Annotated in this window: 22 protein-coding genes; 13 read left to right on the forward strand and 9 right to left on the reverse strand. The window is 72.4% G+C overall.

Features of this window, described 5'->3' with window-relative positions; all coding sequences use genetic code 11:
- Positions 1 to 199: 199 nt before the first annotated feature.
- Positions 200 to 874 carry a YdcF family protein gene (locus tag OP86_RS06005; protein ID WP_106973339.1) on the reverse strand — a complete coding sequence of 225 codons (675 nt, stop codon included), beginning with the start codon at positions 872 to 874 and terminating at the stop codon, positions 200 to 202.
- Positions 875 to 1,173: 299 nt separating this feature from the next.
- Between OP86_RS06005 and OP86_RS06010 the strand changes: the two genes are divergently transcribed.
- Together OP86_RS06010 and OP86_RS06015 are read left to right on the forward strand one after the other, a co-directional pair.
- Positions 1,174 to 1,800, forward strand: a complete 627-nt coding sequence (locus OP86_RS06010) for a phytanoyl-CoA dioxygenase family protein (RefSeq protein WP_051829729.1) — start codon at positions 1,174 to 1,176, stop codon at positions 1,798 to 1,800.
- A gap of 44 nt (positions 1,801 to 1,844) precedes the next feature.
- The gene (locus tag OP86_RS06015; RefSeq protein WP_234434831.1) at positions 1,845 to 2,276 is read left to right on the forward strand and encodes a hypothetical protein; all 432 of its coding nucleotides are present in this window, start codon (positions 1,845 to 1,847) and stop codon (positions 2,274 to 2,276) included.
- 61 nt (positions 2,277 to 2,337) lie between these two features.
- Here OP86_RS06015 and OP86_RS06020 read toward each other — a convergent pair whose 3' ends face one another.
- Positions 2,338 to 3,582, reverse strand: a complete 1,245-nt coding sequence (locus OP86_RS06020; RefSeq protein WP_078588521.1) for an MFS transporter — start codon at positions 3,580 to 3,582, stop codon at positions 2,338 to 2,340.
- A gap of 201 nt (positions 3,583 to 3,783) precedes the next feature.
- Here OP86_RS06020 and OP86_RS06025 point away from each other — a divergent pair, with 201 nt between their 5' ends.
- The 4 genes from OP86_RS06025 to OP86_RS06040 are packed head-to-tail and all read left to right on the forward strand — an operon-like array spanning position 3,784 to position 5,905.
- Complete coding sequence (locus OP86_RS06025) at positions 3,784 to 4,599, forward strand: protein kinase domain-containing protein (RefSeq protein WP_051829731.1); 816 nt, start codon at positions 3,784 to 3,786, stop codon at positions 4,597 to 4,599.
- A gap of 10 nt (positions 4,600 to 4,609) precedes the next feature.
- Entirely contained in the window at positions 4,610 to 4,930 is a 321-nt protein-coding gene (locus OP86_RS06030) for a lasso peptide biosynthesis B2 protein (RefSeq protein ID WP_078588533.1), read from the forward strand.
- Positions 4,931 to 4,937: 7 nt separating this feature from the next.
- Entirely contained in the window at positions 4,938 to 5,480 is a 543-nt protein-coding gene (locus tag OP86_RS06035; protein ID WP_267883100.1) for a GNAT family N-acetyltransferase, read from the forward strand.
- 11 nt (positions 5,481 to 5,491) lie between these two features.
- Positions 5,492 to 5,905 (forward strand): NUDIX hydrolase, encoded by a 414-nt coding sequence (locus OP86_RS06040; protein WP_030055926.1) that lies wholly within the window; start codon positions 5,492 to 5,494, stop codon positions 5,903 to 5,905.
- Between the two features lie 238 nt (positions 5,906 to 6,143).
- Here OP86_RS06040 and OP86_RS06045 read toward each other — a convergent pair whose 3' ends face one another.
- Positions 6,144 to 7,475: an MFS transporter gene (locus OP86_RS06045; RefSeq protein WP_051829732.1), complete on the reverse strand. Its 1,332-nt coding sequence runs from the start codon at positions 7,473 to 7,475 to the stop codon at positions 6,144 to 6,146.
- Positions 7,476 to 7,804: 329 nt separating this feature from the next.
- On the opposite strand from OP86_RS06045, the gene OP86_RS06050 reads away from it, so the two are divergent.
- Positions 7,805 to 9,418 carry a hypothetical protein gene (locus OP86_RS06050; RefSeq protein WP_234434833.1) on the forward strand — a complete coding sequence of 538 codons (1,614 nt, stop codon included), beginning with the start codon at positions 7,805 to 7,807 and terminating at the stop codon, positions 9,416 to 9,418.
- Positions 9,419 to 9,499: 81 nt separating this feature from the next.
- Here the strand turns inward: OP86_RS06050 and OP86_RS06055 are convergent, their stop codons facing one another.
- On the reverse strand, positions 9,500 to 9,973 hold the full coding sequence (locus tag OP86_RS06055; protein ID WP_051829733.1) for a VOC family protein: 474 nt from the start codon (positions 9,971 to 9,973) through the stop codon (positions 9,500 to 9,502).
- Between the two features lie 147 nt (positions 9,974 to 10,120).
- Between OP86_RS06055 and OP86_RS06060 the strand changes: the two genes are divergently transcribed.
- A complete protein-coding gene (locus OP86_RS06060; protein ID WP_157849672.1) occupies positions 10,121 to 11,302 on the forward strand; it encodes a hypothetical protein in 1,182 nt (393 codons plus the stop codon).
- Between the two features lie 207 nt (positions 11,303 to 11,509).
- On the forward strand, positions 11,510 to 13,015 hold the full coding sequence (locus OP86_RS06065; protein ID WP_030256106.1) for an alkaline phosphatase PhoX: 1,506 nt from the start codon (positions 11,510 to 11,512) through the stop codon (positions 13,013 to 13,015).
- A gap of 39 nt (positions 13,016 to 13,054) precedes the next feature.
- Here the strand turns inward: OP86_RS06065 and OP86_RS06070 are convergent, their stop codons facing one another.
- Positions 13,055 to 14,656, reverse strand: a complete 1,602-nt coding sequence (locus tag OP86_RS06070; protein ID WP_234434835.1) for a PucR family transcriptional regulator — start codon at positions 14,654 to 14,656, stop codon at positions 13,055 to 13,057.
- Positions 14,657 to 14,802: 146 nt separating this feature from the next.
- Between OP86_RS06070 and OP86_RS06075 the strand changes: the two genes are divergently transcribed.
- The 4 genes from OP86_RS06075 to OP86_RS06090 all read left to right on the forward strand — a co-directional run bounded on the left by OP86_RS06075 (position 14,803) and on the right by OP86_RS06090 (position 19,403).
- The gene (locus OP86_RS06075; RefSeq protein ID WP_030055916.1) at positions 14,803 to 15,399 is read left to right on the forward strand and encodes a PadR family transcriptional regulator; all 597 of its coding nucleotides are present in this window, start codon (positions 14,803 to 14,805) and stop codon (positions 15,397 to 15,399) included.
- The gene (locus OP86_RS06080) at positions 15,396 to 16,505 is read left to right on the forward strand and encodes an FAD-dependent monooxygenase (RefSeq protein ID WP_078588522.1); all 1,110 of its coding nucleotides are present in this window, start codon (positions 15,396 to 15,398) and stop codon (positions 16,503 to 16,505) included. Before OP86_RS06075 ends, OP86_RS06080 begins: the two co-directional genes overlap by 4 nt.
- A gap of 180 nt (positions 16,506 to 16,685) precedes the next feature.
- The gene (pruA, locus tag OP86_RS06085) at positions 16,686 to 18,314 is read left to right on the forward strand and encodes an L-glutamate gamma-semialdehyde dehydrogenase (protein ID WP_030256116.1); all 1,629 of its coding nucleotides are present in this window, start codon (positions 16,686 to 16,688) and stop codon (positions 18,312 to 18,314) included.
- Positions 18,315 to 18,473: 159 nt separating this feature from the next.
- Complete coding sequence (locus OP86_RS06090; RefSeq protein WP_030055914.1) at positions 18,474 to 19,403, forward strand: proline dehydrogenase family protein; 930 nt, start codon at positions 18,474 to 18,476, stop codon at positions 19,401 to 19,403.
- A gap of 60 nt (positions 19,404 to 19,463) precedes the next feature.
- Here OP86_RS06090 and OP86_RS06095 read toward each other — a convergent pair whose 3' ends face one another.
- From OP86_RS06095 to OP86_RS06110, 4 genes are all read right to left on the reverse strand, one after another.
- A complete protein-coding gene (locus tag OP86_RS06095; protein WP_030055913.1) occupies positions 19,464 to 20,057 on the reverse strand; it encodes a Uma2 family endonuclease in 594 nt (197 codons plus the stop codon).
- A gap of 234 nt (positions 20,058 to 20,291) precedes the next feature.
- Positions 20,292 to 20,780 (reverse strand): GNAT family N-acetyltransferase, encoded by a 489-nt coding sequence (locus tag OP86_RS06100; RefSeq protein WP_030055912.1) that lies wholly within the window; start codon positions 20,778 to 20,780, stop codon positions 20,292 to 20,294.
- A 47-nt stretch (positions 20,781 to 20,827) separates the two neighbouring features.
- A complete protein-coding gene (locus tag OP86_RS06105; RefSeq protein WP_030055911.1) occupies positions 20,828 to 21,268 on the reverse strand; it encodes an SGNH/GDSL hydrolase family protein in 441 nt (146 codons plus the stop codon).
- A gap of 172 nt (positions 21,269 to 21,440) precedes the next feature.
- On the reverse strand, positions 21,441 to 22,182 hold a 742-nt coding region (locus tag OP86_RS06110), incomplete at its 5' end, for a TerD family protein (protein WP_033331116.1).

Below are 22,182 nucleotides of genomic sequence, written 5' to 3' on the forward strand. Positions count from 1 at the left end.
CCACCGCTCCGCGGAGCGGTTCGCTGTCCGGCGGCGCCTTCCCGCCGTCCTGGCCGCTTTCGTCGGCTGGGCTCGGGGGGAGGGAGGGTTCTTGGCGCCGATTCTGTTTTCGGTTAGATTGCGGAACGTATCACGCTACTTGACGCTGCGTCATGTATTTGGATGGACTGCGCACGTCCGGCCAAGCGGCGGCAGAATGTCAGGACTTGATGAGCCGTGTGTCGAAGCCGGCGCGGCAGAGCCGGTCGTAAGCGGCATTGACTTCCTCCGGGACCTCCTGCTCGACGGCGAACCCGAGCTTCGGGTACTCGATCACCCGTTGCATGTCCCCGACGAGCATGTCGATGACGTGTTTCTCGCTCCCGATGACCTTCACGTAGTCGTTGAACTCCAGCGGTGCCGAGGAGCAAACCACCTCAACGTCCGGCCACAGCTTGCGGCAGGTGGCGAACGCGCGCCTCTCCATGTACGGCATGGCGATCAGCATTACGGACCGAACCTTGCGACCGGCCGAGGCAAGCACCTCACGTGAGAGGCTGATGTTCTGCCCGGTGTTGGTGGCGTTGGGCTCCAGCAGGATCGCGGACTCCGGGGCGCCGAGTTCAAGAGCGTGCTCGCGGAAGTGCACCGCCTCGCCCCGGGGGAACCGCTCCGGGTGGGTGGGGTTGGGGCCGCCCGTGAAGACCAGGGTCGGGAAGAGTCCCTCGTGGTACAGCTCGGCCGCGTAGACCGGCACGCCGAGATCGTGGCTGCCGAGGCCGATCGCCGCATCGCACGGCCGCAGCTCGTGCTGCATCCGGTGGTAGTCCCAGATCGTCTGGGCATCCCGCCGCTGCTCATCCGTGATGACATGCTGAATGTCCGGCACCCGCATACTCCTTGATCACCGGCGTCCCCGAGCGGGCTCGCGGCCGTAGTCCCGTCAGATGCCGTCGATGCTCTGTAGTTGGTGACTCATGCCGTACTTGGCGGCCAGTTCAGCGGCCGCCGCGAGAACGGTGAGCCCGTCGGCGGCGGTAGCCGGGTCGGACAAGAGGATATGCCCGTACGCGGCGTCGAGGCGGACCCGCTGCACGCGATCGCCGAGGCCGGGTGATGGCGGAGGCCCCTGTCCCCTCGCCCAGGCGGGTCAGGAACGTCAGCCGCCGGGTGGCTTGTGCCGGATCAGACCGGATGTGGCGCTATCTGTCGCGCGCGTTCGAGGAGTTCGCGGGCGCCGAGCACCGCGCCCGCCACCTGGAGATCCTCCGCAACCCGCACTTGAGCGCCGAGTGGGCCCGCGCGGCCGTTCGCGCCCCGCAGCTGCTGGCCGCCGTCCAGGAGGCGATCGGGCCGGACGTCGCGGTGGAGAACACCTTCCTCGTAGTGAAGTGGCCCGGCCGCGGCTTCGAGATCCCCTGGCACCAGGACGGCATCGACGCCCGGGTCGAACTCGACCCCGACCGGTCCGTCTCCGCCTGGCTGGCCCTCAGCGACGCCACCCTCGACAACGGCTGCCTGCACGCCGTCGTCGGCTCCCACCACTTCGGCTACCTGCCGTTCTCCTCCGAGGCCGACAACGGCGCCGAACGCGGCCGGGCCGACCAGGCGATCGGTTTCACCGCCGACGCCTCGACCGCCCTGCCGCTTCGCGCCGGTACCGCCCTGCTCATGGACAGCCGCCTGCTGCACCGCTCCGGCACCAACACCGGCGACGGCGCCCGTATCGGCCTGAACGTCCGCTACGTCGCCCCCGGCGGCATCCGCCGCCGCGACCCCCAGAGCCCCAGCCCCGACCCGGTCACCGGGACGGGCTGGTAGCACCACCCAAGGGATCAACACCCCAGCGAGAGGAGCACAACGCCGTGACCATCCTCGAAGAGATCGCCACCCGCGCGGACCTGGTGATCCGGGTCCGCGTCCTGACCGGGGAGGACGCCGACGCGGCCCGCCGCGCCGACAAGACCCCGATCGCCAAGTCCGACTGCACCTACTACTGCCCCGACGCGGCCACCGCCGAGCGGTGCATCCAGTCCCTGCGCGAGTCCGACGAGCGCCTGCGCAACCGCCCCGAGGAGCTCATGCTCTGGGACTGGCAGTGCACCTACTGGGAGGCCGAGCCGGGTAACCCGGGCGGCGGCGGGACGGTCCTCCTCGGCGTCGCCTGGTACGACAAGGCGTTCTTCGACGACCGCCGCGACGCCTGGTTCGGCGCCATGCACCAGCGGATCTACAAGGACCTCGGCATCCCGCTGGAGGACATCACCGTCACCCACTGGCAGCTGATCACCAGCTGACCTGAGCACCACCAGCACACCGGCCGGGCCCCGCACCGCGGGGCCCGGCCCACGCCCGCGCTCAGTCGCGGGCCGCCAGCTCCGGTACCGGCTCGACCTCCGGCAGCGGCCTGCGACCCCGCGCCAGAGCCAGCACCACCATGGCTCCCGCCCCGCCGACCACCGCCACCACCAGACCCCCGCCCAGGAACGCGGCCCCCGGGCCGGTGGCGGCAAGCCCGGGGACGAACAGCATCGAGACCGTCCCGCAGGTGCGGATCACGGTCAGGTCCACCGTCAGCAGCCGCCTGCGGGTGGCCGGAGGGAACAGCGCGAAGTGCGTCGACAGCGCGATCTGCAAGAACGGCGACACCGCCCCCGACAGCACGGACAACGCCAGCAGCGCCGGCAGCGACCCGGCCAGCCCGGTGCCGGCCAGCACCAGCCCGGACACCGCCCACGCCCCGCAGTACACCGCCGTCAGCGGCGCCGGGAGTCGAAGGTTCCCGGCCACCAGGTTCCCGGCCAGGGCCCCGGCGCCGGTGCAGGCCAGCACCGCCGCGTAGGCGGAGGCCCCGGCGCCGAGGCGCGCGGCCAGCAGGGCGGGCATCGCCAGCGACACCGCCCCGGCGAAGATCCCGATCCCGTGCACGGCCAGCACCACCCCGGTGTCCGGATGGGTCCGTACCAGCGACCAGGCGCCCGGCCGCACCCCGGCCGCCTGCGGCCCGGCCTGCGGGGCGGCAGCGGCCGGCCGGATGCGGGTGGCCAGCAGCACCAGGGCGAGGGCCGAGACGGCGAACGTCGCCGCGTCCACCCAGAACAGCCCGGCCAGCCGCATCACCGCCAGCAGCAGTCCGGCCGCCCCCGGACCGGCGATTCGGGCGATCCGGCCGGTCAGGTCCATCAGCCCGCTCACGGCCTGGATCTCGCTGGGCCTGACCAGGTCCGGCACCATCGCGCCGAGGTTCGGGTCGAACAGGGCTCCGCCGACTCCCAGCAGAGTGGCCGAGGCGATCAGCCCCGCCGTACCGAACTCGGCCCACGCCCACGGCAGCGCGGCCACCAGGACCAGCCGCACCGCGTCCACCACCGCCAGCGCCCGCAGCGACGCGAACCGCTCCATCACCTGGCGCCCCACCGTACCCAGCACGATGTACGGCAGCGACTCCGCGACGGCCACCAGACCCATCGCCCCGGCACCCGCGTGCTCCCACGCCATCCACATCACGGCCATGGCGTACAGGCGGTCGCCGAACACCGACGCCGTCTGCGCTCCCCACAGCAGGAGCACAGGCCCGCGCCGCAGCAACCGCACGTATCGCATGATCCACTCCGCCCCAGGAAGCACGAAGTCCCGGCAGCGAGCCGCCACCGGGAACTCCCCACACCCTAGGGCAACTTGAAGCGCACCGGACGCAGGCACCCCGAGCACGGCATCTCGCCGTCAGCTGTCACACCCACCTCGCTCCTGGCGGGCTGACCATCTGAACACCGGCCGAAAACAACCCATCCCGGAAGGACTTCTGTGCACCCCCTGATCACCGAGCTCGGACTCGACGGCGACCCGAAGCTCCTGCACGAACGGCGCGGCACCACCTTCTTCAAGGTCGGCGACACCGCTCTGAAGATCACCGATGGCCTGATGGCCGGCCGCGAAGGTGAAGTCCTGGCCGCCCTCGACGCTGGCCACTACATCGCCCACGGCACACACGGCCAGGGCACCTGGCTGACCATGCGGTGGATCGACGGCACCAGCCTCTGGGACGCCCTGGAACCCGCCCACCGCGGCGACGACGCACCCGCCACCCGTCGCTCGATCCTGACGGCCGCAGCCGAGGCCGCGGAAGCACTCGCCGACCTCCACGCCGCCGGCTGGACCCACGGCGACCTACAACCCGACCACATCGTCTTCGAGAGCGGCGCCGTACGAATCATCGACCTGGCCTGCGCCCAGGGCCCGGTACCGGTGCCGTTCTACGTCCACCACGGTGGTTTGGCCCACACCACAGCCCCCGAGATCGCCGCCCTGATCCTCAACACCACCGACCACATCACCACCACCCCCGAGGCGGACGTCTGGTCACTGTCGGCTTCCCTCTTCTGGTCCTGGACCCGCACTCCGCCCACCGACTACCGCGACCCCCAGGCCAGCCGCCCCGACCTGCTCGCCGACACCGCCGCCGCCCGCCGACACGACCTCGCCACCGTACGACCCTGGCAGTTCCCCGCCTTCGAGACCGCCCTGCACGCCAGCCTCGCCCCCGACCCCGAGCAGCGACCCACCGCGCGATCGCTCGCCGGGTTCCTCCGCGCCGCTCTCACCACGGGCGCCTTCGAGTAGCGATCCTGTGATGCCTTACCAAATCCGCATCAACCGTCGGGCCGTCAACCTGCCGTCGGCCGGCCAGCGACCCGCCGCCGTCCACGCCGTCCGCCGCGCGGCGTGGCACTCCCCGGCCCGAACCGCCTGCCTGGAGGAATCCGCCGCCGCCGTGCTGTTGCTTGCCTCCCGCCGCCTCAGCATCACCTGGTGCCACGGAGTCGCCGCCGACCCGGTCCGCCTGCACGCCTGGGTACAGACTGAGGACGGCAGCCCCGTCGCCGAGCCGCCGTCCACCCACGCCTTCACGCCCGTCCTCACTCTCGGAGCCCGCCATCACCACCAGCCCTGACCCGATCATCTGGGTCCGCGACAGCACCTGCGGCCTCGGGCCCTACCGCGCCGACCTGGTCGAGACGTACTGGCGCTGGGAACAGGACCCGGCCCTCCTCGTCGGGTATGGCCGCCAGCAGCCCGAATCGCTGGAGGCCCGCACCGAGGGCATGACCGCTCAACTGCGCGGCGACAACATCCGGTTCACCGTCTACGACCTCGCCGGAGAGGCGCCCGTCCCGGTCGGCGTCGTCACCCTGCTGCCCGACCCGTCCGTCCGCACCGCCGAGTACGTGATCATGCTCGCCCCCGAGTCGCGCGGAAAGGGCCTGGGCACCGCCGCGACCCGGCTCGTCCTCGACTACGGCTTCCACATCACCAACCTGCGGATGATCTGGCTCAAGGTCCTCGCCCCCAACACCGCCGCCGTCCGCGCCTACGAGAAGGCCGGCTTCCGCGCTGTCGGCAGCCTCCGCCAAGCCGGGTACTGGCTCGGCCAGGTCTGCGACGAACTGATCATGGACGCCCTCGCCGCCGAATTCCCCGGCCCCTCGGTGATCGCCGCCTAGGAGGAGCAGACGTGACACAGCAGGCTGCGGAGGAGCGCCCGGGTATTGCCGCTGCGATCGTGGTCCATGAAGGCCGTGTCCTGATGGTGAGGCGGCGGGTGAGCGAGGGCCAGCTCTCCTGGCAGTTCCCGGCCGGTGAGATCGAGGCTGGCGAGTCGCCCGAGGAGGCGGCTGTCCGTGAGACGGCGGAGGAGACTGGACTGGGTGTGGCCGCCGTCAAGCTTCTGGGCGAGCGGGTGCATCCGAAGACCGGTCGGCTGATGTCGTACACGGCCTGTGAGGTCGTCAGCGGCACTGCCGAGGTGGTCGACACGGAGGAGCTGGACCAGCTCGCGTGGGTGGCTCTCGCCGAGATCCCCGAGTATGTGCCGTACGGGCTCTTCGAGCCGGTGCAGGCGTACCTGGACATTGCGCTCGTTGCCTGACCACCGACGCCGGCATCGGGTCTGGGGAGGGCGGGAGGAATACCCTCGGCTCCCGGATGGCGGCGCGCGGTGAGGGCGGGGGCGGGCACCCGCCGGCAGGCGGGGGGGATGGTGGGGAACGACGGTAGAGCTGCTCAACGGAGCAGATGATGCGCGGGTGTTCACCCGGTGGCGGAAGCGCCGCTGCCCGGGACTTCCGAAGGGGAAGTCCCGGGCAGCGGCGTTTTGGTGTTCGGGGTCAGGCTGCCTTGGGCTTGCGGGCGACGGCGAGGGCCAGGGCAGCACACAGGACGGCTGCCAGGGTGGCGAAGCCGCTGACGGCGGGGAGGAGGCCGTAGGCCTGGACCAGGGCGCCGACGATGACGATGGGGAGGGAGCTGCCGAGGTAGACGATCACCCAGAGGGCGGAGAGCTCGGAGCCGCGGCGTTCCGGGTTCAGGGCGGCGACGGCGGTGGTGAACAGGGAGCGGAAGGCGACGCCCTGGCAGGAGCCGCCGAGGACGCTGCCGATGAACAGCAGGGCCGGGGTGCCGGTGTACCCGGCGGCGACGACCAGGCCGAGGCCGGTGGCCAGGCCGGTCATGCCGAGGGCGATGACCAGGCGGTCGGAGGTCGGGGGGACGAGCAGCTGGGCGATGGCCGAGGAGCCGAGCAGCAGGGCGGCCACGATCGCGCCGGTCAGGTGCGAGGTGGTGTGCAGCAGCTTGGCGGCGAAGGCCGGGGCCAGGCTGAGGTAGACGCCGAAGACCGCGTAGGAGATGAAGCCGGCCGTGGCGGCGAGCAGGAACTCGCGGCGGCCGGTGCGGGGCAGCCGCAGGCGCTGCGGGCGCAGGTGGGCCGGGGTGGTGATGCGGGGCGGCGCGGCCGGGGGGCGGTTGCGGCCGGGCATCCGGGGGTGGACGAGGGCCAGCGGCACGCAGAGTGCGAGGAGTGCGATGGCGTGCAGCAGGAACGGGGTCAGCAGCGGGTCGGAGCCGCCGGACAGCAGGGCGCCGACGATTGGGCCGAGGGCGACGCCGCCCGCGGAACAGGCCAGGGTGAACTTGGCGGCGAGCGTCGGGTGGTCGGGCAGCAGATCGCCGAGGGCGGCTCCGGCGGCGCCGGTGGAGAGGCCGACGGCGATGCCCTGGATCGCTCGGCCGGCGGCGAGCTGCCAGAAGCTGCCGGAGGTGGCGAACACGACGTCGCCGGCGGCGGCCAGCGCGACGGCGGGCAGGATCAGGGCGCGCCGCCCGAGGTGGTCGGACCAGTGGCCGACGATGGCCAGCACCGGGACCAGGGCGAACACGTAGATGGTGAAGAGGATCGTGGTGTCGAGCGGGCCGAGGCCGAGACGCTGCTGGAGGAGCGGGTAGATCGGCGTCGCCAGGTTGGCACCGATGAGCATGAACAGCAGGGCGGCGGCCACCAGGCCGACGCGGACGCCGCGCAGCGCGTTCCAGCGGCTGATCGCGGCGAGCTGGAGCTGGGCGCGCGGCGCGAGCTCCAGGGGGAGCAGGGCCTCCGACAGTCGGCGTCCGTCGAGCTGCGCGGTGCGCAGGCCGGAGCCGGCGGGGGAGAGGTCCGCCATGTGAGGGGTCTCCTGTGGCAGGGCACCACCGGGTCGGCGGGGTATGCCGGCGCGCCCGTCCTGAGGCGCTGTGGTGGTGGCCGCGGTGCGGGGCTCCCTGGTGGAGCGGATGAGCTGAGGATCGGGGCTTCGTTGCCCCGGTGGTCCGCGCGGGGTGTGCGCGATACCAGATCGAAGGATAAGGGGTGGGCGCACATATACGGCGCGCGCCCCTGTGCGCGCCCCTTACGGCCGGGCATCGGAGGTGCCCGGCCTATACGCTGAGGTGGTGGATCGGGTACGCGGCGCTGTTGGGCTGACCGCTGCTGGCTGAGGGAGAGCGCACAACGATGGCCGGACGACGTCGGAAGAACGCCGGTGCTTCGGGGGGAGAGGGTGCGGTCGAGGCGGTCCTGCCCGCAGACCTGGAACTCCAGGACCTCTACGGGGCCTTCGCCGCGCACGGGCTGGATGACGAGGACCTGGACGACGCGGCCGTGCTGGTACCGCCGGTGAAGCTGCCCTCCGAGGAGGAGCTGGCCGGGCAGGCGAAGGCCGTCCCGATGTTCGGGTACGCGCTGACGCTGGCCCGCTGGGCCGCGCCGCACCGGGCGGTGGACGAGTTCGGCGACCTCGTCGAGGAGGACCGGGCGCCCGCGGCCCGGCTGCTGGGCCTGGCCCCGGCCGAGGGCGAGGTGCCCGAGGAGGCCGAGGTCGAGGCGCTGCGGGCCTGGTCGCTGGCCTGCGACCTGGACCTGGTGGAGCTGGGCACGACCGCGGAGGGCGAGCACGTCGCCGTCCCGGGTCCGGACCTGGAACCCGCCGAGCAGGGCGACCCGGAGACCGTCCTGGAGCTGTGGCTGACCGCCGCCGGGATCGTCCGGGAGCTCGCCGTGGAGGCGGACTCGCTGCCGGAGGGGGACGGCGAGGCGGAGGAGGCCCCGGCGGAGGAGGACGAGGACGGGCTCTCCGAGGTCGAGGAGGCCCGGGACGAGGCCGCCGAACTGCTCGACGAGGCGCTCCAGGTGCTCTACGAGACCACCGCCTTCGCCGAGCCGGGCAACGAGACCGTGCCGCTGGGCGTGCTCGCCGCGCTGCTGGTGGTGCCGGAGGGCGAGGAGCCCGACGAGGAGCTGCTGGGCGACATCACCGATGTGATGGTCGCGCTCGACCCGATGCTGGGCGACCTCGCCGAGCTGGGCCTGCTCGACTACCGCCCGATCGACCCGGAGCTGTTCGACGAGGAGGAGGGCGAGCAGCCCGCCGCCGTCGGGGAGGAGCCGCTGGACGAGGAGGAGTCGGCCCGCTTCGGCCTGGTCCGGCTCACCCCGCTCGGCCAGTACGGCATCCGGCAGTGGCTGCTGGAGGACGGCTACGACGCGCCGCTGGTCGGCGACCTGGCCAAGGGGGACGCGGCCGAGCTGCTGCGCGCGGTGTGCGAGTCGGCCAACGTGCTGCCGGACGAGGAGCTGCGGGTCTGGACCGCCGGCCGGGAGCCGGTGGCGGCGGCGCGCGAGCTGCTCGCGGCCGCGCGCGGCAGCGACGCGTACGGCCCGCTGCGGCGGATGCTCTGCGTCTCGGCGCTCAACCTGCTGGGGCCCGGCTCCGAGCCGGCCGTCCGGGAGGTGCTGGACGACCCGGAGCTGGGCGGCGCGGCGCGGGCGTGGCTGACCGCGCAGGGCGCGGCGGACGTGCCGGTGCCGGACCGGGCGATGGCGCTGTGGACGGTGGTCGACACCTTCGCGGCCCAGCTGCTGGACAACGGCGGCGACGCCGAGCTGCTGCGCGAGCTGATCACCGACCTGCCGGTGAACGACGATGCGGCGGGGTGGTTCGGCGAGCTGTGGCGGGTCGACCACCCGTACACGGTGGACGTCCTGGAGGCGATCGGGGAGCTGCACCCGGAGCGGGCGCTGGCCAAGGAGGCGCGCAAGGCGGCCTTCAAGGCGCGCTCGAAGAGCTGATCCGAAGAGCCGGCCGGAGAGCCGAAGACCCGAGGAGCCGAAGACCCGAAGAGCCGAGGAGCTGACCCTAGGACGGGTCTGTCAGGGGAGGTCCAGCGAGCCGTCCTCGGTGAAGGGGAAGAACGGGTTGTGAGCCAGCTCCCAGAGGTGGCCGTCCGGGTCCTCGAAGTAGCCGGAGTAGCCGCCCCAGTCGGTCGGGACCGGCGGCTTGACCACCACGGCGCCGGCCTCGACCGCCGTCGTCAGCGCGGCGTCCACCAGCGCGGGGGACTCCAGGTTCACCGCGAGGGTGACGCCGCGGAAGGTGGGCTCGCCGGTGGCGGGGACGCCGGCGTCGGCGGCCAGCTCCTCGGTGGGGAAGAGGCCGAGCACCGAGTCGGCGGTGCGGAACCAGACGATCTCCGGGCTGGAGGCGGTGGAGCGCCGCCAGCCGAGGGCCTCGTAGAAGGCGGCGCTGCGGTCGAGGTCGGAGACTCCGAGGGTGACGATGCTGATCCTGGCGGGGACGCCGGCCTGTGGCGCGGTGCCGTCCCCCGTGCTGCTCTGTGCTGTCATGTCGCCAGGTTAGGGAGGGCGGCTGACAACGGGGCCTCCTGACACGGCCACCGCCCGGCCACCGCCCCCGCCCGGCACCGGAGCTGATGACCCGGCAGCGGCGGGCACGTAAGGTGGCTCAGGCGGTGCGGGCGCGAGGAGTCGGGGGTGCGGCAGAGGATGATGCGGGAGAGCGGCGGCAGGCACCAGGAGTGGAACACCGGGCCTTCGGGCCCCACCCGGGACCGGCCGGGCCGGGAGGATCGTTTCGCCGACCAGGAGGAGTTCTCCCGCCGGACCCTCGCCGCGGCCGACTTCCCGGTGTACGGCGTCACCGCCGGGCCGGCCCGTGCCGGGGAGGCGCTGGCCGCCTACGAGACCTCCGGCGGCGTGCTGCGCTGGGTCGAGGTGCAGTGCGGCGAGTGGCGCTCGGCGGCCGGCCCGTACGTGACCGTGCGCACCTACCGGCCGGGGGCCGAGCGGTGCGAGCTGCTGCCCGAGCTGGAGGACGTGGTCGAGGACGAACGGGACCGCGTGTACGAGCAGTTGGGCGTGGACGAGGGCGACGGGCCGGGCCGGGTACGGGCGCTGCGCGAGTGGATCACAGTGGACGGCGAGCCCTGCGCGGTGGAACTGCACGAGGACCGGCCGGTGCTGCGGCCCGGCTCCCCGGCGAGTGGCGCCGGGCCGGTGTGGGCCGGACGGCTGCGGGTCGGCGGGCTGACCGTGACGGTGTGCGGGCGCGGGGTGGACCCGGGCGGGGTGGACCTCGGCGCGATCGCGGACTTCGAGCGGTACCTGCGCGGGCGCACCGACCTGCTGTGCGACCTCGCCTCCCGGCGGGCCCGGTACGTGCCGGTCGAGGAGCGTGAACTGCCGCCCGCCGTCGGGCTGGAGACGCACCGGGCGCTGATCGCCCAGAGCATCGCGGAGAGCGCCGCGATCGAGGCGCAGGTCCGGGCCGGGCGCACGCCGAGGCTGCCGCGCGGGCTGCGCGGGGACGCCGGCGCGGTGCGCTGGGAGGCGGCGGTGCGCCAGCAGATGCGGCTGGCCACCGAGACCCGGGAGGAGGCCGCGGCGGCGGTGACCGCGATGGTCAACCACCTCAACCGGCTGTCCCAGCAGACGCACTGGCTGGTCGGTACGGCGGAGGGCGAGGCGGCCGTCGAGGAGGTCGTCCGGTACACGGTGTTCGCCAGCCACGTGGCCAGCCTGCCCGCTCAGCGGGCCTGGGAGCAGCTGTGGCGGGAGCGGCCGGGCGGCGGCGGGGCGGGGGTCTGGGAGGAGCACCGGATCTCCGAGCAGCTGTGGCTGGCGGCCTGGGAGCAGTGGCGGGCGGCGCGGCGCTGACGGTCCGGGAGTGGTGGCGGGCGGCGCGACGCTGACGGCTCGGGTTGACGGCGCTTTGGCAAAGCGGAGGTCATGGGTCGGTCATCGGTCGGCAAATGGCCGCCTCGGCGTGAGATGGACGTCATGCCGGGTTCACCCGTCCGGCGGAGCCTGCTGGGCGTCGGCATCCCGCCTCGACGCCCCGCTCATCCCCCAGGAGTTGCTGCCATGTCGCTGTCCCGCCGGGACTTCGTCAACCGTTCCACCATCGTCGGGGCCGGTGTGCTGATCGCCGGCAGCGCCGAGGCCCTGGCCAGCGCCCCCGGCGCGATCGCCGCCCCGGCCGGCGGCGAGGTCCCGGCCGCCGCGGCCGCCGGGACCAACGCGGCCGGGACCAACGCGGCCGGTGGCACCGCCGTCGGCTACGGCCCGCTCGTCCAGGACCCGGCCGGCCTGCTGTCCCTGCCGAAGGGCTTCGCGTACAAGGTCCTCAACCGGGCCGGCGTCACCAAGCTGCGCACCGGTGAGTTCACCCCGAGCAACCACGACGGCACCTCCGCGTTCGAGGACGAGCACGGCGGCAACCTGATGGTCGTCAACCACGAGCTGTCCGGCGCCCGCGCCAACTGGCCGCACCCGGTGCCGCTGACCGAGGGCCACGTCTACGACCCGGGCGCGGCCGGCGGCTGCACCATCGTGCACGCCAAGCGGGACGGTTCGGTCGAGCAGTGGGTCGGCATCGCCGGCACCGCCACCAACTGCGCGGGCGGCGTGACCCCGTGGGGCACCTGGCTGTCCGGCGAGGAGACCGAGGACAAGGCCGGCAAGAACGGCTTCACCAAGGACCACGGCTACGTCTTCGAGGTCGACCCGTTCGACGACGACTACAACCGCGACCCGCAGCCGGTGAAGGCCTTCGGCCGCTACGCGCACGAGGCCGTCGTGGTGGACCCGAAGCGCGGCCACGTCTACCTGACCGAGGACGCCTCGAACCCCAACGGCCTGCTGTTCCGCTGGACCCCGCCGGCCGGCTTCGAGCACGGCCGCCACCGGCTGCGGGGGCTCGCCGCCGACGCCGGCGTCCTGGAGGCCTTCAAGGTCTTCGACGCGCAGGGCAAGTTCGTCGACGACCTCTCCCGCGCCACCAAGGTCGGCACCACCTACGGCGTGGACTGGGTCAAGGTCCAGGACCGCGACGCCAGGACCGTCTCCGTCCGCAAGCAGTTCAAGGACGGCGAGGTCACCCGGGCCCGCAAGCTGGAGGGCATGTGGTGGGGTGACGGCGGCTTCTACTTCGTCTCCAGCTACGCCCGTTCGGAGAGCCCGGTGCAGCACGACGGCCAGGTGTGGTTCTTCAACCCGGCCCGCCGCACCATCACCCTGAAGGTCCTGCTCGGCGTCAACACCGACGCCTGGGGCGACCACGACAACTTCGACGGCCCGGACAACATCACCGTCTCGCCGTACGGCGGCATCGTGATCGCCGAGGACGGCGAGGGCGTCTCGCACCTGTTCGGCGCCACCGAGGACGGGCTGGTCTACCCGATCGCCCGCAACGAGCTGAACATCGGCACCGCCGAGAAGCCCGAGTTCAGCGAGTTCACCGGGGTGACCTTCTCGGACGACGGCAGGACCCTGTTCGCCAACATCCAGACCCCGGGCATCCAGCTGGCCATCACCGGCCCGTGGCGCCGGCTGAACGAGCACAAGCGTGGCCAGGGCTACGGCGAGTGACCCGCTAGCGGCCTTCGAAGGGTGACGCCTGCCCGCGGACTACTCGTCCGCGGGCAGCCGCAGTTGCAGCATCGCCAGCAGCCGCTGCTGCGGCTGCGCGAGGTCGATGCCGGTCAACTGCTCGGCGCGGCGCACCCGGTAGCGCAGGGTGTTGGGGTGGATGTGCAGGGCGTCGGCGGCCACCCGCACCTCGCCGAGCGCGTCCAGCCAGGCCAGCACCGACTCGGCGAGCCGGGTGCCGTGCCGGCGGTCGTACGCCGTGAGCGCCGTCAGCCGCGGATCCCGCAGGCCGGTGCGCTCCTGCAGCAGCGCGAGCACCTCGCTGACCAGCACCTCCGCCTGGACGTCGATCAGCGCCGCGACGTCGAGGTCCACTCCGCCGCGGCCCATCGCGTCCAGGATGCGGTCCGCCTGCGCACGGGAGTCGGGCACCTGCGCCAGGTTGTCGACGGTCGAGCCGATCGCGGCGCGCAGCGGCACGCCGAGGTGCTCCCGGGCGGCCGTCACCACCTCCGAGGCCCAGCCGCGCACGGTGGTCATCGGCAGGCCGGGCGGCAGCTCGGGCAGCAGCACGTAGACCCGGGACTCGATCGGGGCGAGCAGCGCGGTGCGGTGCCGGGCGGCGGTGTGCACCGAGATCAGACCGGTCACGTCGGAGCGGTGCAGCGCCTCGGTGGTGTGCGCGCCGTACGCCAGCACGGTGGCCGGGCGGCGCACGTCCAGACCCAGGTGGGTGGCCAGCGACTGGGGGCCGGTGGAGCCCTCCAGCAGACCGGTGAGCAGGGTCCGGGTGAGCCGGACGTCGGCGGACAGCTCCCGGCGGCGGCGCACCAGCTGGGCGGCCGCGACGCGCGCGGCGCCGACCAGCGCCTGCTCCGCCAGCGGGGCCAGCGGCTGCGCGCCCTCCTGCACCCAGATGGTGCCGAGCGGCTGCGCCCCGGCCCGGATGCCGACGGCCAGGCGGCGGCGCAGGCCGAGCTCGGGGTGCGGCTCGACCGCGATCGGGGCGTCCGAGCTGCGCAGGTGCTGGAAGATGCCCCACTCGCGGAGCTTGGACAGGTACGGCTCCGGGCCCTGCCAGCCGAGGATGGAGAGCCGGCGCAGGTCGTCGACCTCGTCGGAGTCGGAGGAGCGGGAGTAGGCCAGCACCCGGCTGGAGGTGTCCTCGATCGAGACGATGCCGTTGGTGAGCACGGCGACGGTCTGGGCGAGGGAGAAGAGGTCGCCCGCGTTGGGCTCGGGGGCGCCGGGCGCGTCCGGGGCGTCCGGGCCGGCGATGATCGCCCGGGCCAGCGAGTCCAGGTGCTCCCAGCGGGTCTCGCGGCGCACCGACAGCAGGGCCACGCCCGCCTCGGTGGCGGCCTCGCGCAGCGCGTCGGCCTGGCCGGGGCCGTCCAGCTTGACCGCGACGGCGGCCGCGCCGGCCCGGCCGGCGGCGCGCAGGGCGGGGAGGGCGGCGCGGCCGCGGGCGCCGATCGCGAGGACGAGCTCGCCGGGGGCGGCGGTCGGCGGGTCCTCCGGGTCGAGGATCGCGACGTCGCGCACCGGGACGTCCAACCCCTGCGGGGCGGCCTGGAGTTCGACCAGGGGCTCGCCGAGGGACATCAGCAGTTGGCGGAGCGGCAGGCCGGGGGTGGTCACTCCGGGCCTCCTTCATCCGCGCGGACAACGCTGTGTGGTTGATTTTAGCCGGGCGGACAGAGTTGGGGCTCGTCGATCCTGAATAGTTGACCCTGACTATCCGAGAATGAATAGTCAGTACCGACCAAGTGATGAGGAACACTCTCATGGCGAAGCGACGCAAGGTGTCGAACCCGCTGGCCCTCGTGGTCCTGGCCGAGCTCGGAGCCGAGCCGATGCACCCGTACGAGATGGGTCGCCGGCTCAAGGAGCATGGCAAGGACCGCAACGTCAGGTACAACCGCAGCTCCCTGTACATGGTCGTGGAGCAGCTGCGGAAGGCCGGGTTCGTCGCCGAGCAGGAGACCGTTCGCGACACCCAGCGGCCGGAGCGCACCGTCTACGCCCTCACGCCCGAGGGGCAGATGGAACTCCTCGACTGGATGCGCGAGTGGATCGTCGAACCGCAGGAGGAGTACCCGGCCTTCGGGGTGGCGCTGTGCCTGCTCGTCGCGCTCCCGACCGCGGAGTCGGCCGACCTGCTCGGCCGGCGGCTGACGGCGCTGGACGCACGGATCGACACCTCGCGCGCCCTGCTGCACAAGGCCGCCGAGACGGACGTTCACCCGATGTTCGTCATCGAGGAGGAGTACGCCCTCGCGCTGCTGCAGGCCGAGCGGCGCTTCACCGAGAGCCTCATCGGACAGCTCGGGGAGCCGGAGTTCAACCGGACCCTGCAGGAATTCATGAGGAGCCTGGAATGAGTAACACCGGCACCACCGGCACTACTGGCACCATTCGGAGGGCATTGATCATCGGCGGCGGCATCGCCGGGCCGGTCACGGCGCTGGCGCTGCGCAGGGCCGGCATCGAGGCGGAGGTCTTCGAGGCCTACGAAACCTCCGCCGACGGTATCGGCGGGAGTTTCACGGTCGCGCCGAACGGGCTGGCCGCGTTGGCCGCCGTCGGCCTGGCGGAGCAGGTCGACGGGGTCGGCCAGCTGATCGAGCGGATGGTCATGGAGGACGGGAAGGGCGGCGCCTTCGCCGAGATCCCCTTGGGCGGCCGGGCGATGCGGCGCGCCGAACTGTACGCAGTGCTCCAGCAGCGGCTGCGCGAGGAAGGCCTCTCCGTCCGGTACGGCAAGCGACTGGTCGGAGTCGAGGAGAGCCCGACCGGCGTCACCGCCCGCTTCGCCGACGGCAGCACCGCCGACGGTGACCTGCTGATCGGCACTGACGGCACCCGCTCCGTCGTCCGCGAGCTGATCGACCCGGCCGCGCCCGGCCCGCAGTACACCGGCCTGATCGGCGTCGGCGGCCACAGCGCGCACCGGCTGGACGGGGCGCCCGGGCGCGGGGAGTCCGTGCACTTCGCGCAGGGCGGGCGGGCGTTCTTCGGCTTCTGGGCCCTGCCGGGCGGCGCCGGGACGGCCTGGTTCAGCAACATCCCGCAGCCCGAGCAGCTGACCGCGGAGCAGGCCCGGGGGGTGTCGCGGCAGGACTGGCTGGCGCTGGCACGCGAGTTGCACGCCGAGGACCTGCCCGCCCGGGACGTCCTGGCGGAGGCGGACGCCGCGACCGTCGAAGTCTTCCCGCGGCTGGAGATCATGCCGTCCGTGCCGAACTGGTACCGGGGTCGGATGGTGCTCGTCGGCGACTCGGTGCACGCCCCGTCCAACAGCTCCGGCCAGGGGGTCTCGCTGGCCGTCGAGAGCGCTGTCGTGCTGGCCCGCTGCCTGGAGTCGCACCCCGACCTGCCGAGTGCCCTCGCGGCCTACGAGGCGGCACGGCGGCCTGCGGTGGAGGAGGTCGCCGCGAAGGCGGCGGTCGTCAACAGCCGGAAGGCGAGCGCCGGGACGGGGGCGTGACGGAGGGGCGTCCGTGACCGCGGCGTGACCTCCTTGGTCGGGGCGGACAACGCCGTACGGGGGAATTTAGCCGCCCGGCCAATCAAGTGGCCCGGTGGCCAGGAATAGCGTTCGTGCTGTGGCCGGCGTGCGATCCGCGCCGGCAATCCCCCCGCATCAACGAAGGAGAGCGTGCGCTCTATGGACGCTGTGACCCAGGTCCCCGCGCCGGTGAACGAGCCGGTCCACAGCTACGCCCCCGGGAGCCCGGAACGGGCCCGTCTGGAGGCCAAGCTGAAGGAGCTGGGCGGCCAGGAGCCGGTCCAGCTGACCATGACGATCAACGGTGAGCGCCGGATGGGCGGCGGCACCGAGATCCACGTCGTCCAGCCGCACAACCACGCGGCTCGGCTCGGCACCCTGCGCAACGCCACCCAGGCCGACGCGCAGGAGGCCATCGACACTGCCCTGGCCGCTGCTCCGGCCTGGCAGGCGCTCTCCTTCGACTCCCGCGCCGCGATCTTCCTCAAGGCCGCCGACCTGCTGGCCGGCCCCTGGCGCGAGACCCTGGCCGCCGCCACCATGCTCGGCCAGTCCAAGACCGCCCAGCAGGCCGAGATCGACACGCCCTGCGAGCTGGTCGACTTCCTGCGCTTCAACGTGCACTTCGCCCGCCAGATCATGGCCGAGCAGCCGATCTCCTCGGACGGCGTGTGGAACCGCAGTGACCACCGCCCGCTGGAGGGCTTCGTCTACGCGATCACCCCGTTCAACTTCACCGCGATCGCCGGCAACCTGCCGACCGCGCCCGCGCTGATGGGCAACGTGGTGCTCTGGAAGCCGTCGCCGACCCAGCAGTACTCCGCGCACCTGCTGATGCAGCTGCTGGAGGAGGCCGGACTGCCCAAGGGCGTCATCAACATGGTGACCGGCGACGGCCTGGCCGTCTCCGAGGTCGCGCTGAAGCACCCCGCGCTGGCCGGCATCCACTTCACCGGCTCCACCGCCACGTTCCAGCACCTGTGGCGCTCCGTCGGCGAGAACATCGCCGGCTACCGCACCTACCCGCGGATCGTCGGCGAGACCGGCGGCAAGGACTTCCTGGTCGCCCACCCGTCCGCCGACCCGGCCGTGCTGAAGACCGCGATGACCCGCGGCGCCTTCGAGTTCCAGGGCCAGAAGTGCTCGGCGCTCTCCCGCGCCTACGTCCCCGCCTCGCTGTGGGCCGGGCTGAAGGACGAGTTCGCCGCCGAGGTCGACGGCCTCACCATGGGTGACGTCACCGACCTGTCCAACTTCATGTCGGCCGTCATCGACGAGCGCGCCTTCGCCAAGAACAAGGCCGCCATCGACCGCGCCCAGGCCGACCCCGCCGTGGAGGTCCTCGCCGGCGGCACCTACGACGACTCCGTCGGCTACTTCGTCCGCCCGACCGTCCTGGTCTGCCAGGACCCGGCGAGCGAGTACTTCAAGGACGAGTACTTCGGCCCGATCCTCGCCGTGTACGTCTACGAGGACGAGAAGTACGAGGAGATGCTGACCCAGATGGAGTCGGTGTCCCCGTACGGCCTGACCGGCTCGATCATCTCCCAGGACCGCGCGGCCGCCCAGGACGCGATGCAGAAGCTGCGCTTCGCGGCCGGCAACTTCTACATCAACGACAAGCCGACCGGCGCCGTCGTCGGCCAGCAGCCCTTCGGCGGCGGCCGGGCCTCCGGCACCAACGACAAGGCCGGTGCCAAGCAGAACCTGGCGCGCTGGACCTCGACCCGCTCGGTCAAGGAGACCTTCGTCCCGCCGACGGACTACCGCTACCCGCACATGGGCTGACCTGCCCCTTCTCGACCGCTCTGCGCCAGTAGCCAACGGTCACCCGCGACGCCCGGCCCCGCAGCCGGGCGTCGCCCCGCCGGGGCGGCGGGCCCGACCCCCGTACCGCCGCCCCGGCCCTTCTGCCACCCTTAAGAAGCACCAGCTCCAGGAGTCACGATGCTCCGTTCCGCCCTTCTCGCGGCCTCCCGGTCCCCGCAGGTCCGTACCGTGGTCGAGAAGTTCCCGCCGACCCACGCGATAGTCGAGCGCTTCGTCGCCGGCGACGTCCTCGACGACGCCGTCACCGCCACCGACGACCTGATCGCCACCGGTCGCAAGGTCACCCTGGACCACCTCGGCGAGGACACCAAGGACGCCGCCCAGGCCGCCGGCACGGCCGAGGCCTACGAGCACCTGCTCAAGGCCCTCAAGGAGACCGGCCTGGCGGCCGGCTCCGAGGTGTCGGTCAAGCTGTCGGCCGTCGGCCAGTTCCTCCCGGTGGACGGCGAGAAGATCGCGCTGGAGAACGCCCGCCGCATCTGCGAGGCCGCCGCCGACGCGGGCACCACGGTGACCCTCGACATGGAGGACCACACCACCACCGACTCCACCCTCGCCATCGCGCGCGAACTGCGGGCCGACTTCCCGTGGTTGGGCGTCGTGCTGCAGGCCTACCTGCGCCGCACCGAGGCCGACTGCCGCGAGTTCTCCGGCCCCGGCTCCCGCGTGCGCCTGTGCAAGGGCGCCTACAAGGAGCCCGAGTCGGTCGCCTTCCAGGGCAAGCACGAGGTCGACCTCGCGTACGTCCGCGCGCTGAAGATCCTGATGGCCGGCGAGGGCTACCCGATGATCGCCTCGCACGACCCCAACATGATCAAGATCGCCGGCCAGCTGGCCCAGTGGAACGGCCGCAAGCGGGACTCCTTCGAGTACCAGATGCTGTTCGGCATCCGCCCCGAGGAGCAGCTGCGCCTCGCCGGCGAGGGCAACACCATGCGGGTGTACCTCCCGTACGGCCAGGAGTGGTACGGCTACTTCATGCGCCGCCTCGCCGAGCGCCCGGCCAACCTGACCTTCTTCCTGCGCGCCATGGCCACCCGCGGCTGACCCCGGCCGCACCCCGCGCGACGGCCCGCACCCCTGACGGGGGGTGCGGGCCGTTCGGCGTCAGAGGAAGGGCTTCGTGTCGAGGTCGAAGTCGAACGGAGTGGGGATGGTGAGCGGTTCGCCGAAGGCAGCCAGATGCACCTCGGTGTACTCCTCGCGATGGGGCTTGCCGAACAGGCTGACCTGCGAGTTCTCGCGATCGATGAGGAGATAAAGCGGAATGCCGGCGCGGGCGTAGCAGTGCCGCTTGGCGATGCGGTCCTGATCGGGCTTGGCGGACGTCACCTCCGCGACCATGGCGACACCGTCCGGTTCCATCCAGGATGGTGCTCCCCGGAAGAGGCGGAGCTCCTCAGGGGCGAACGTGGCATCGGGGATGACGTGGTTCTTCGGGCACAGGCCACCGCTCACGAGGCGGAGGCCCTTGCCGCCGGAAACGCTCATGTCGATCTTGGAACGCCGGATCACCTGCTTGAGCAGGTGGTTGATGTGGTCCTCGTGATCGCCGTCCGGCGGTGGTGCCACGATGATCTCTCCCTCGATGAGCTCGGCTCGGAAGCCTTCGGGGGAGTGCAGGCTCAGGAAGCTCTCCAGCAGGATGTCGGCCTGCGATGGGGAGCCCGTGATCGGTTGCTCATGCGCCACAGCACTCATGATGCCCCTCCTTCAGATGGGCGTCACGCTATTCGCGGCTGGCCCGGCTTATGCAGCAGGCGGCGGACTTTCACCCGATGGTGTGAGTTTGGGGCCGGGCGTAGGCTTCCGGAGCTGGTGAACTGGCCTTTTGCTCGGAGGAGACGAGTACCTGGAGCGCCGCGCCGCCGACCCGGCGTACAGCTTCCGGCAGCACCTGCGGCGGGTCGGCGGGGCGATCGAGGAGTAAGTCCCTTACAGCGGGCGGTACATGACGTGCAGGCCGACGTACCCGTCGACGGGGTGGTGGAAGGCCTCGGGGACGGTGCCGACGATCTCGAAGCCGAGCGACTCGTAGAGCTTCACGGCGTGGTGGTTGCTGGCGACCACCGCGTTGAACTGCATGGCGCGGAAGCCGGATCGGCGGGCCCAGTCGAGGGTGTACTCGACCAGGGCCCGCCCGATGCCCTTGCCGTGGTGCGCCGGGTCGACCATGTAGCTGGCGCTGGCGACGTGCGCGCCGTTGCCCGGGCGGTTGCGGTTCATGGTGGCGGTGCCGACGATCCGGCCGTCGTCGTCCACCGCGACCACCGTGCGGTCGGGAGCGGCGTGCATCCACCACTCCCGGCCGAGCTCGGAGGGCATGTCGAGCGGGTAGGGGAAGGTCTCGCCGGCGGCGACGATGGCCCGGAAGAACGGCCAGATGGCCGGCCAGTCCTCGGGGGTGGCTTCGCGGATGATCATCCGGACAGGATGACGGCCGGTGGGCCGGCGGGCCACCGGATTTCCGTTCAGCCGCCGAGGACGGCGTCCCCGACGCGCGCGGCGGCGTTGGCCTGGCCCTCGGCGTTGGGGTGCACCACCGCGTACTGCAACGGGAGGATGCTGGTCAGCACGCCGTCGAGCCAGTGGTCGGGGTCGCAGACGCTGTGGCCGGCGGTGGACGGGTAGGGGTCCACGAAGGTGTCGTGGTGGCGGGCGGTCTGCGCCGCGATGACCGCGTTGAGCGGTTCCAGGACGGCGGTGCGGGCCCAGCCGTCGGGGGGCTCGGTCTCGTCGCCGGTGGCCTCGATGACGCCCGCGGTGTAGGAGTCGCCCATGGCGACCCACTCCAGCGCCCGGGTGCGGCTGGAGGGCTTGGCGGCGGCCTGGGCGGTGGTGGGGGTGATCAGCCCGGCGGCGAGCGCGACGGCACTGCCGGCGACGGCGAGGCGGGTCAGGAAGCGTGGCACGGCTCTCCTCAACGGGTGCGGGGGAGAGTGCGATTCACCCCCCTGAGAGTCAATCGAGCCGGTGTGTGGACGGCTTGATGCCTCAGGGGGGGGTGAATTCGCGGGCGCGGCCGCGACGTGGAAGGGCCGGGGGCCGGGGTGCCGGGGTGCCGGGGTGTCGGGGTGTCGGGTGTCAGAGCAGGGCGGCGGCGGGCTCGATCATCGCCCGGGCGGTCTTTCCGTCCACGTACTCGCCGAGCGCCGTCATCTCCCACTCGCCGGCCGGGCGGCGGACCAGCTTGCACATCACCACGCCGGTGTGCGGCTCGGAGTGGGTGAGGTCGAAGCGGACCAGTTCCTCGTCCGTCCGGGCGTCCAGCAGTCGGCAGTAGGCGTCGCGGACGTCGGTGAACTTCTGGCCGGAGAAGGAGTTGACGACGAAGACCAGGCCGTGGACCTCGGCGGGCAGGCCGTCCAGGTGGACGGTGATCTGCTCGTCGTCACCGCCGGCGCCGCCGACCAGGTTGTCGCCGGAGTGGGCGATCGCGCCGTTGAAGATGTTCAGCTTCATGAACCAGGCCGTCTCCAGCCGCTTGTGGCGGGCGTCGAAGGCGAGGCAGGAGGCGTCCAGGTCGATGTCGCGGCCGCGGGCGGCGGACTTCCAGCCGAGCGCCATCCGGACGGAGGAGAGGAACGGGCGGCCGTTCTTGACGAGGGAGACGGAGCTGCCCTTGACCAGGTTGACCCGGCCCTTGTCCAGGGTGATCTTGGCGGGCGCGGCCGGGGTGGGGGGAGTGGACGGTGGTGCGGGCGGGGCCGGGGGCAGCAGGTGGGAGCCGGTGGCGAGGGCGATCCGCGGGTCGACCGGGGCGGCGGGCGGCACGGGCGCGGCGGTGGTGGCGCTCGCGGCGGCCTTGGGGTGGCTGCTGCCGCCC

This window comes from Streptomyces novaecaesareae (genome assembly GCF_000716875.1).
In the GTDB taxonomy this organism is placed as follows: Bacteria; Actinomycetota; Actinomycetes; order Streptomycetales; family Streptomycetaceae; genus Kitasatospora; species Kitasatospora novaecaesareae.

Coding starts and splice junctions, on each gene's coding strand:
- OP86_RS06055 (WP_051829733.1), bottom strand. CDS start 9,973: ATGACAGCACAGAGCAGCACGGGGGACGGCACCGCGCCACAGGCCGGC.
- OP86_RS06010 (WP_051829729.1), top strand. CDS start 1,174: ATGTGGCGCTATCTGTCGCGCGCGTTCGAGGAGTTCGCGGGCGCCGAG.
- OP86_RS06100 (WP_030055912.1), bottom strand. CDS start 20,780: ATGATCATCCGCGAAGCCACCCCCGAGGACTGGCCGGCCATCTGGCCG.
- pruA (WP_030256116.1), top strand. CDS start 16,686: ATGGACGCTGTGACCCAGGTCCCCGCGCCGGTGAACGAGCCGGTCCAC.
- OP86_RS06090 (WP_030055914.1), top strand. CDS start 18,474: ATGCTCCGTTCCGCCCTTCTCGCGGCCTCCCGGTCCCCGCAGGTCCGT.
- OP86_RS06045 (WP_051829732.1), bottom strand. CDS start 7,475: ATGGCGGACCTCTCCCCCGCCGGCTCCGGCCTGCGCACCGCGCAGCTC.
- OP86_RS06080 (WP_078588522.1), top strand. CDS start 15,396: ATGAGTAACACCGGCACCACCGGCACTACTGGCACCATTCGGAGGGCA.
- OP86_RS06020 (WP_078588521.1), bottom strand. CDS start 3,582: ATGCGATACGTGCGGTTGCTGCGGCGCGGGCCTGTGCTCCTGCTGTGG.
- OP86_RS06065 (WP_030256106.1), top strand. CDS start 11,510: ATGTCGCTGTCCCGCCGGGACTTCGTCAACCGTTCCACCATCGTCGGG.
- OP86_RS06005 (WP_106973339.1), bottom strand. CDS start 874: ATGCGGGTGCCGGACATTCAGCATGTCATCACGGATGAGCAGCGGCGG.
- OP86_RS06075 (WP_030055916.1), top strand. CDS start 14,803: ATGGCGAAGCGACGCAAGGTGTCGAACCCGCTGGCCCTCGTGGTCCTG.
- OP86_RS06050 (WP_234434833.1), top strand. CDS start 7,805: ATGGCCGGACGACGTCGGAAGAACGCCGGTGCTTCGGGGGGAGAGGGT.
- OP86_RS06095 (WP_030055913.1), bottom strand. CDS start 20,057: ATGAGTGCTGTGGCGCATGAGCAACCGATCACGGGCTCCCCATCGCAG.
- OP86_RS06030 (WP_078588533.1), top strand. CDS start 4,610: ATGCCTTACCAAATCCGCATCAACCGTCGGGCCGTCAACCTGCCGTCG.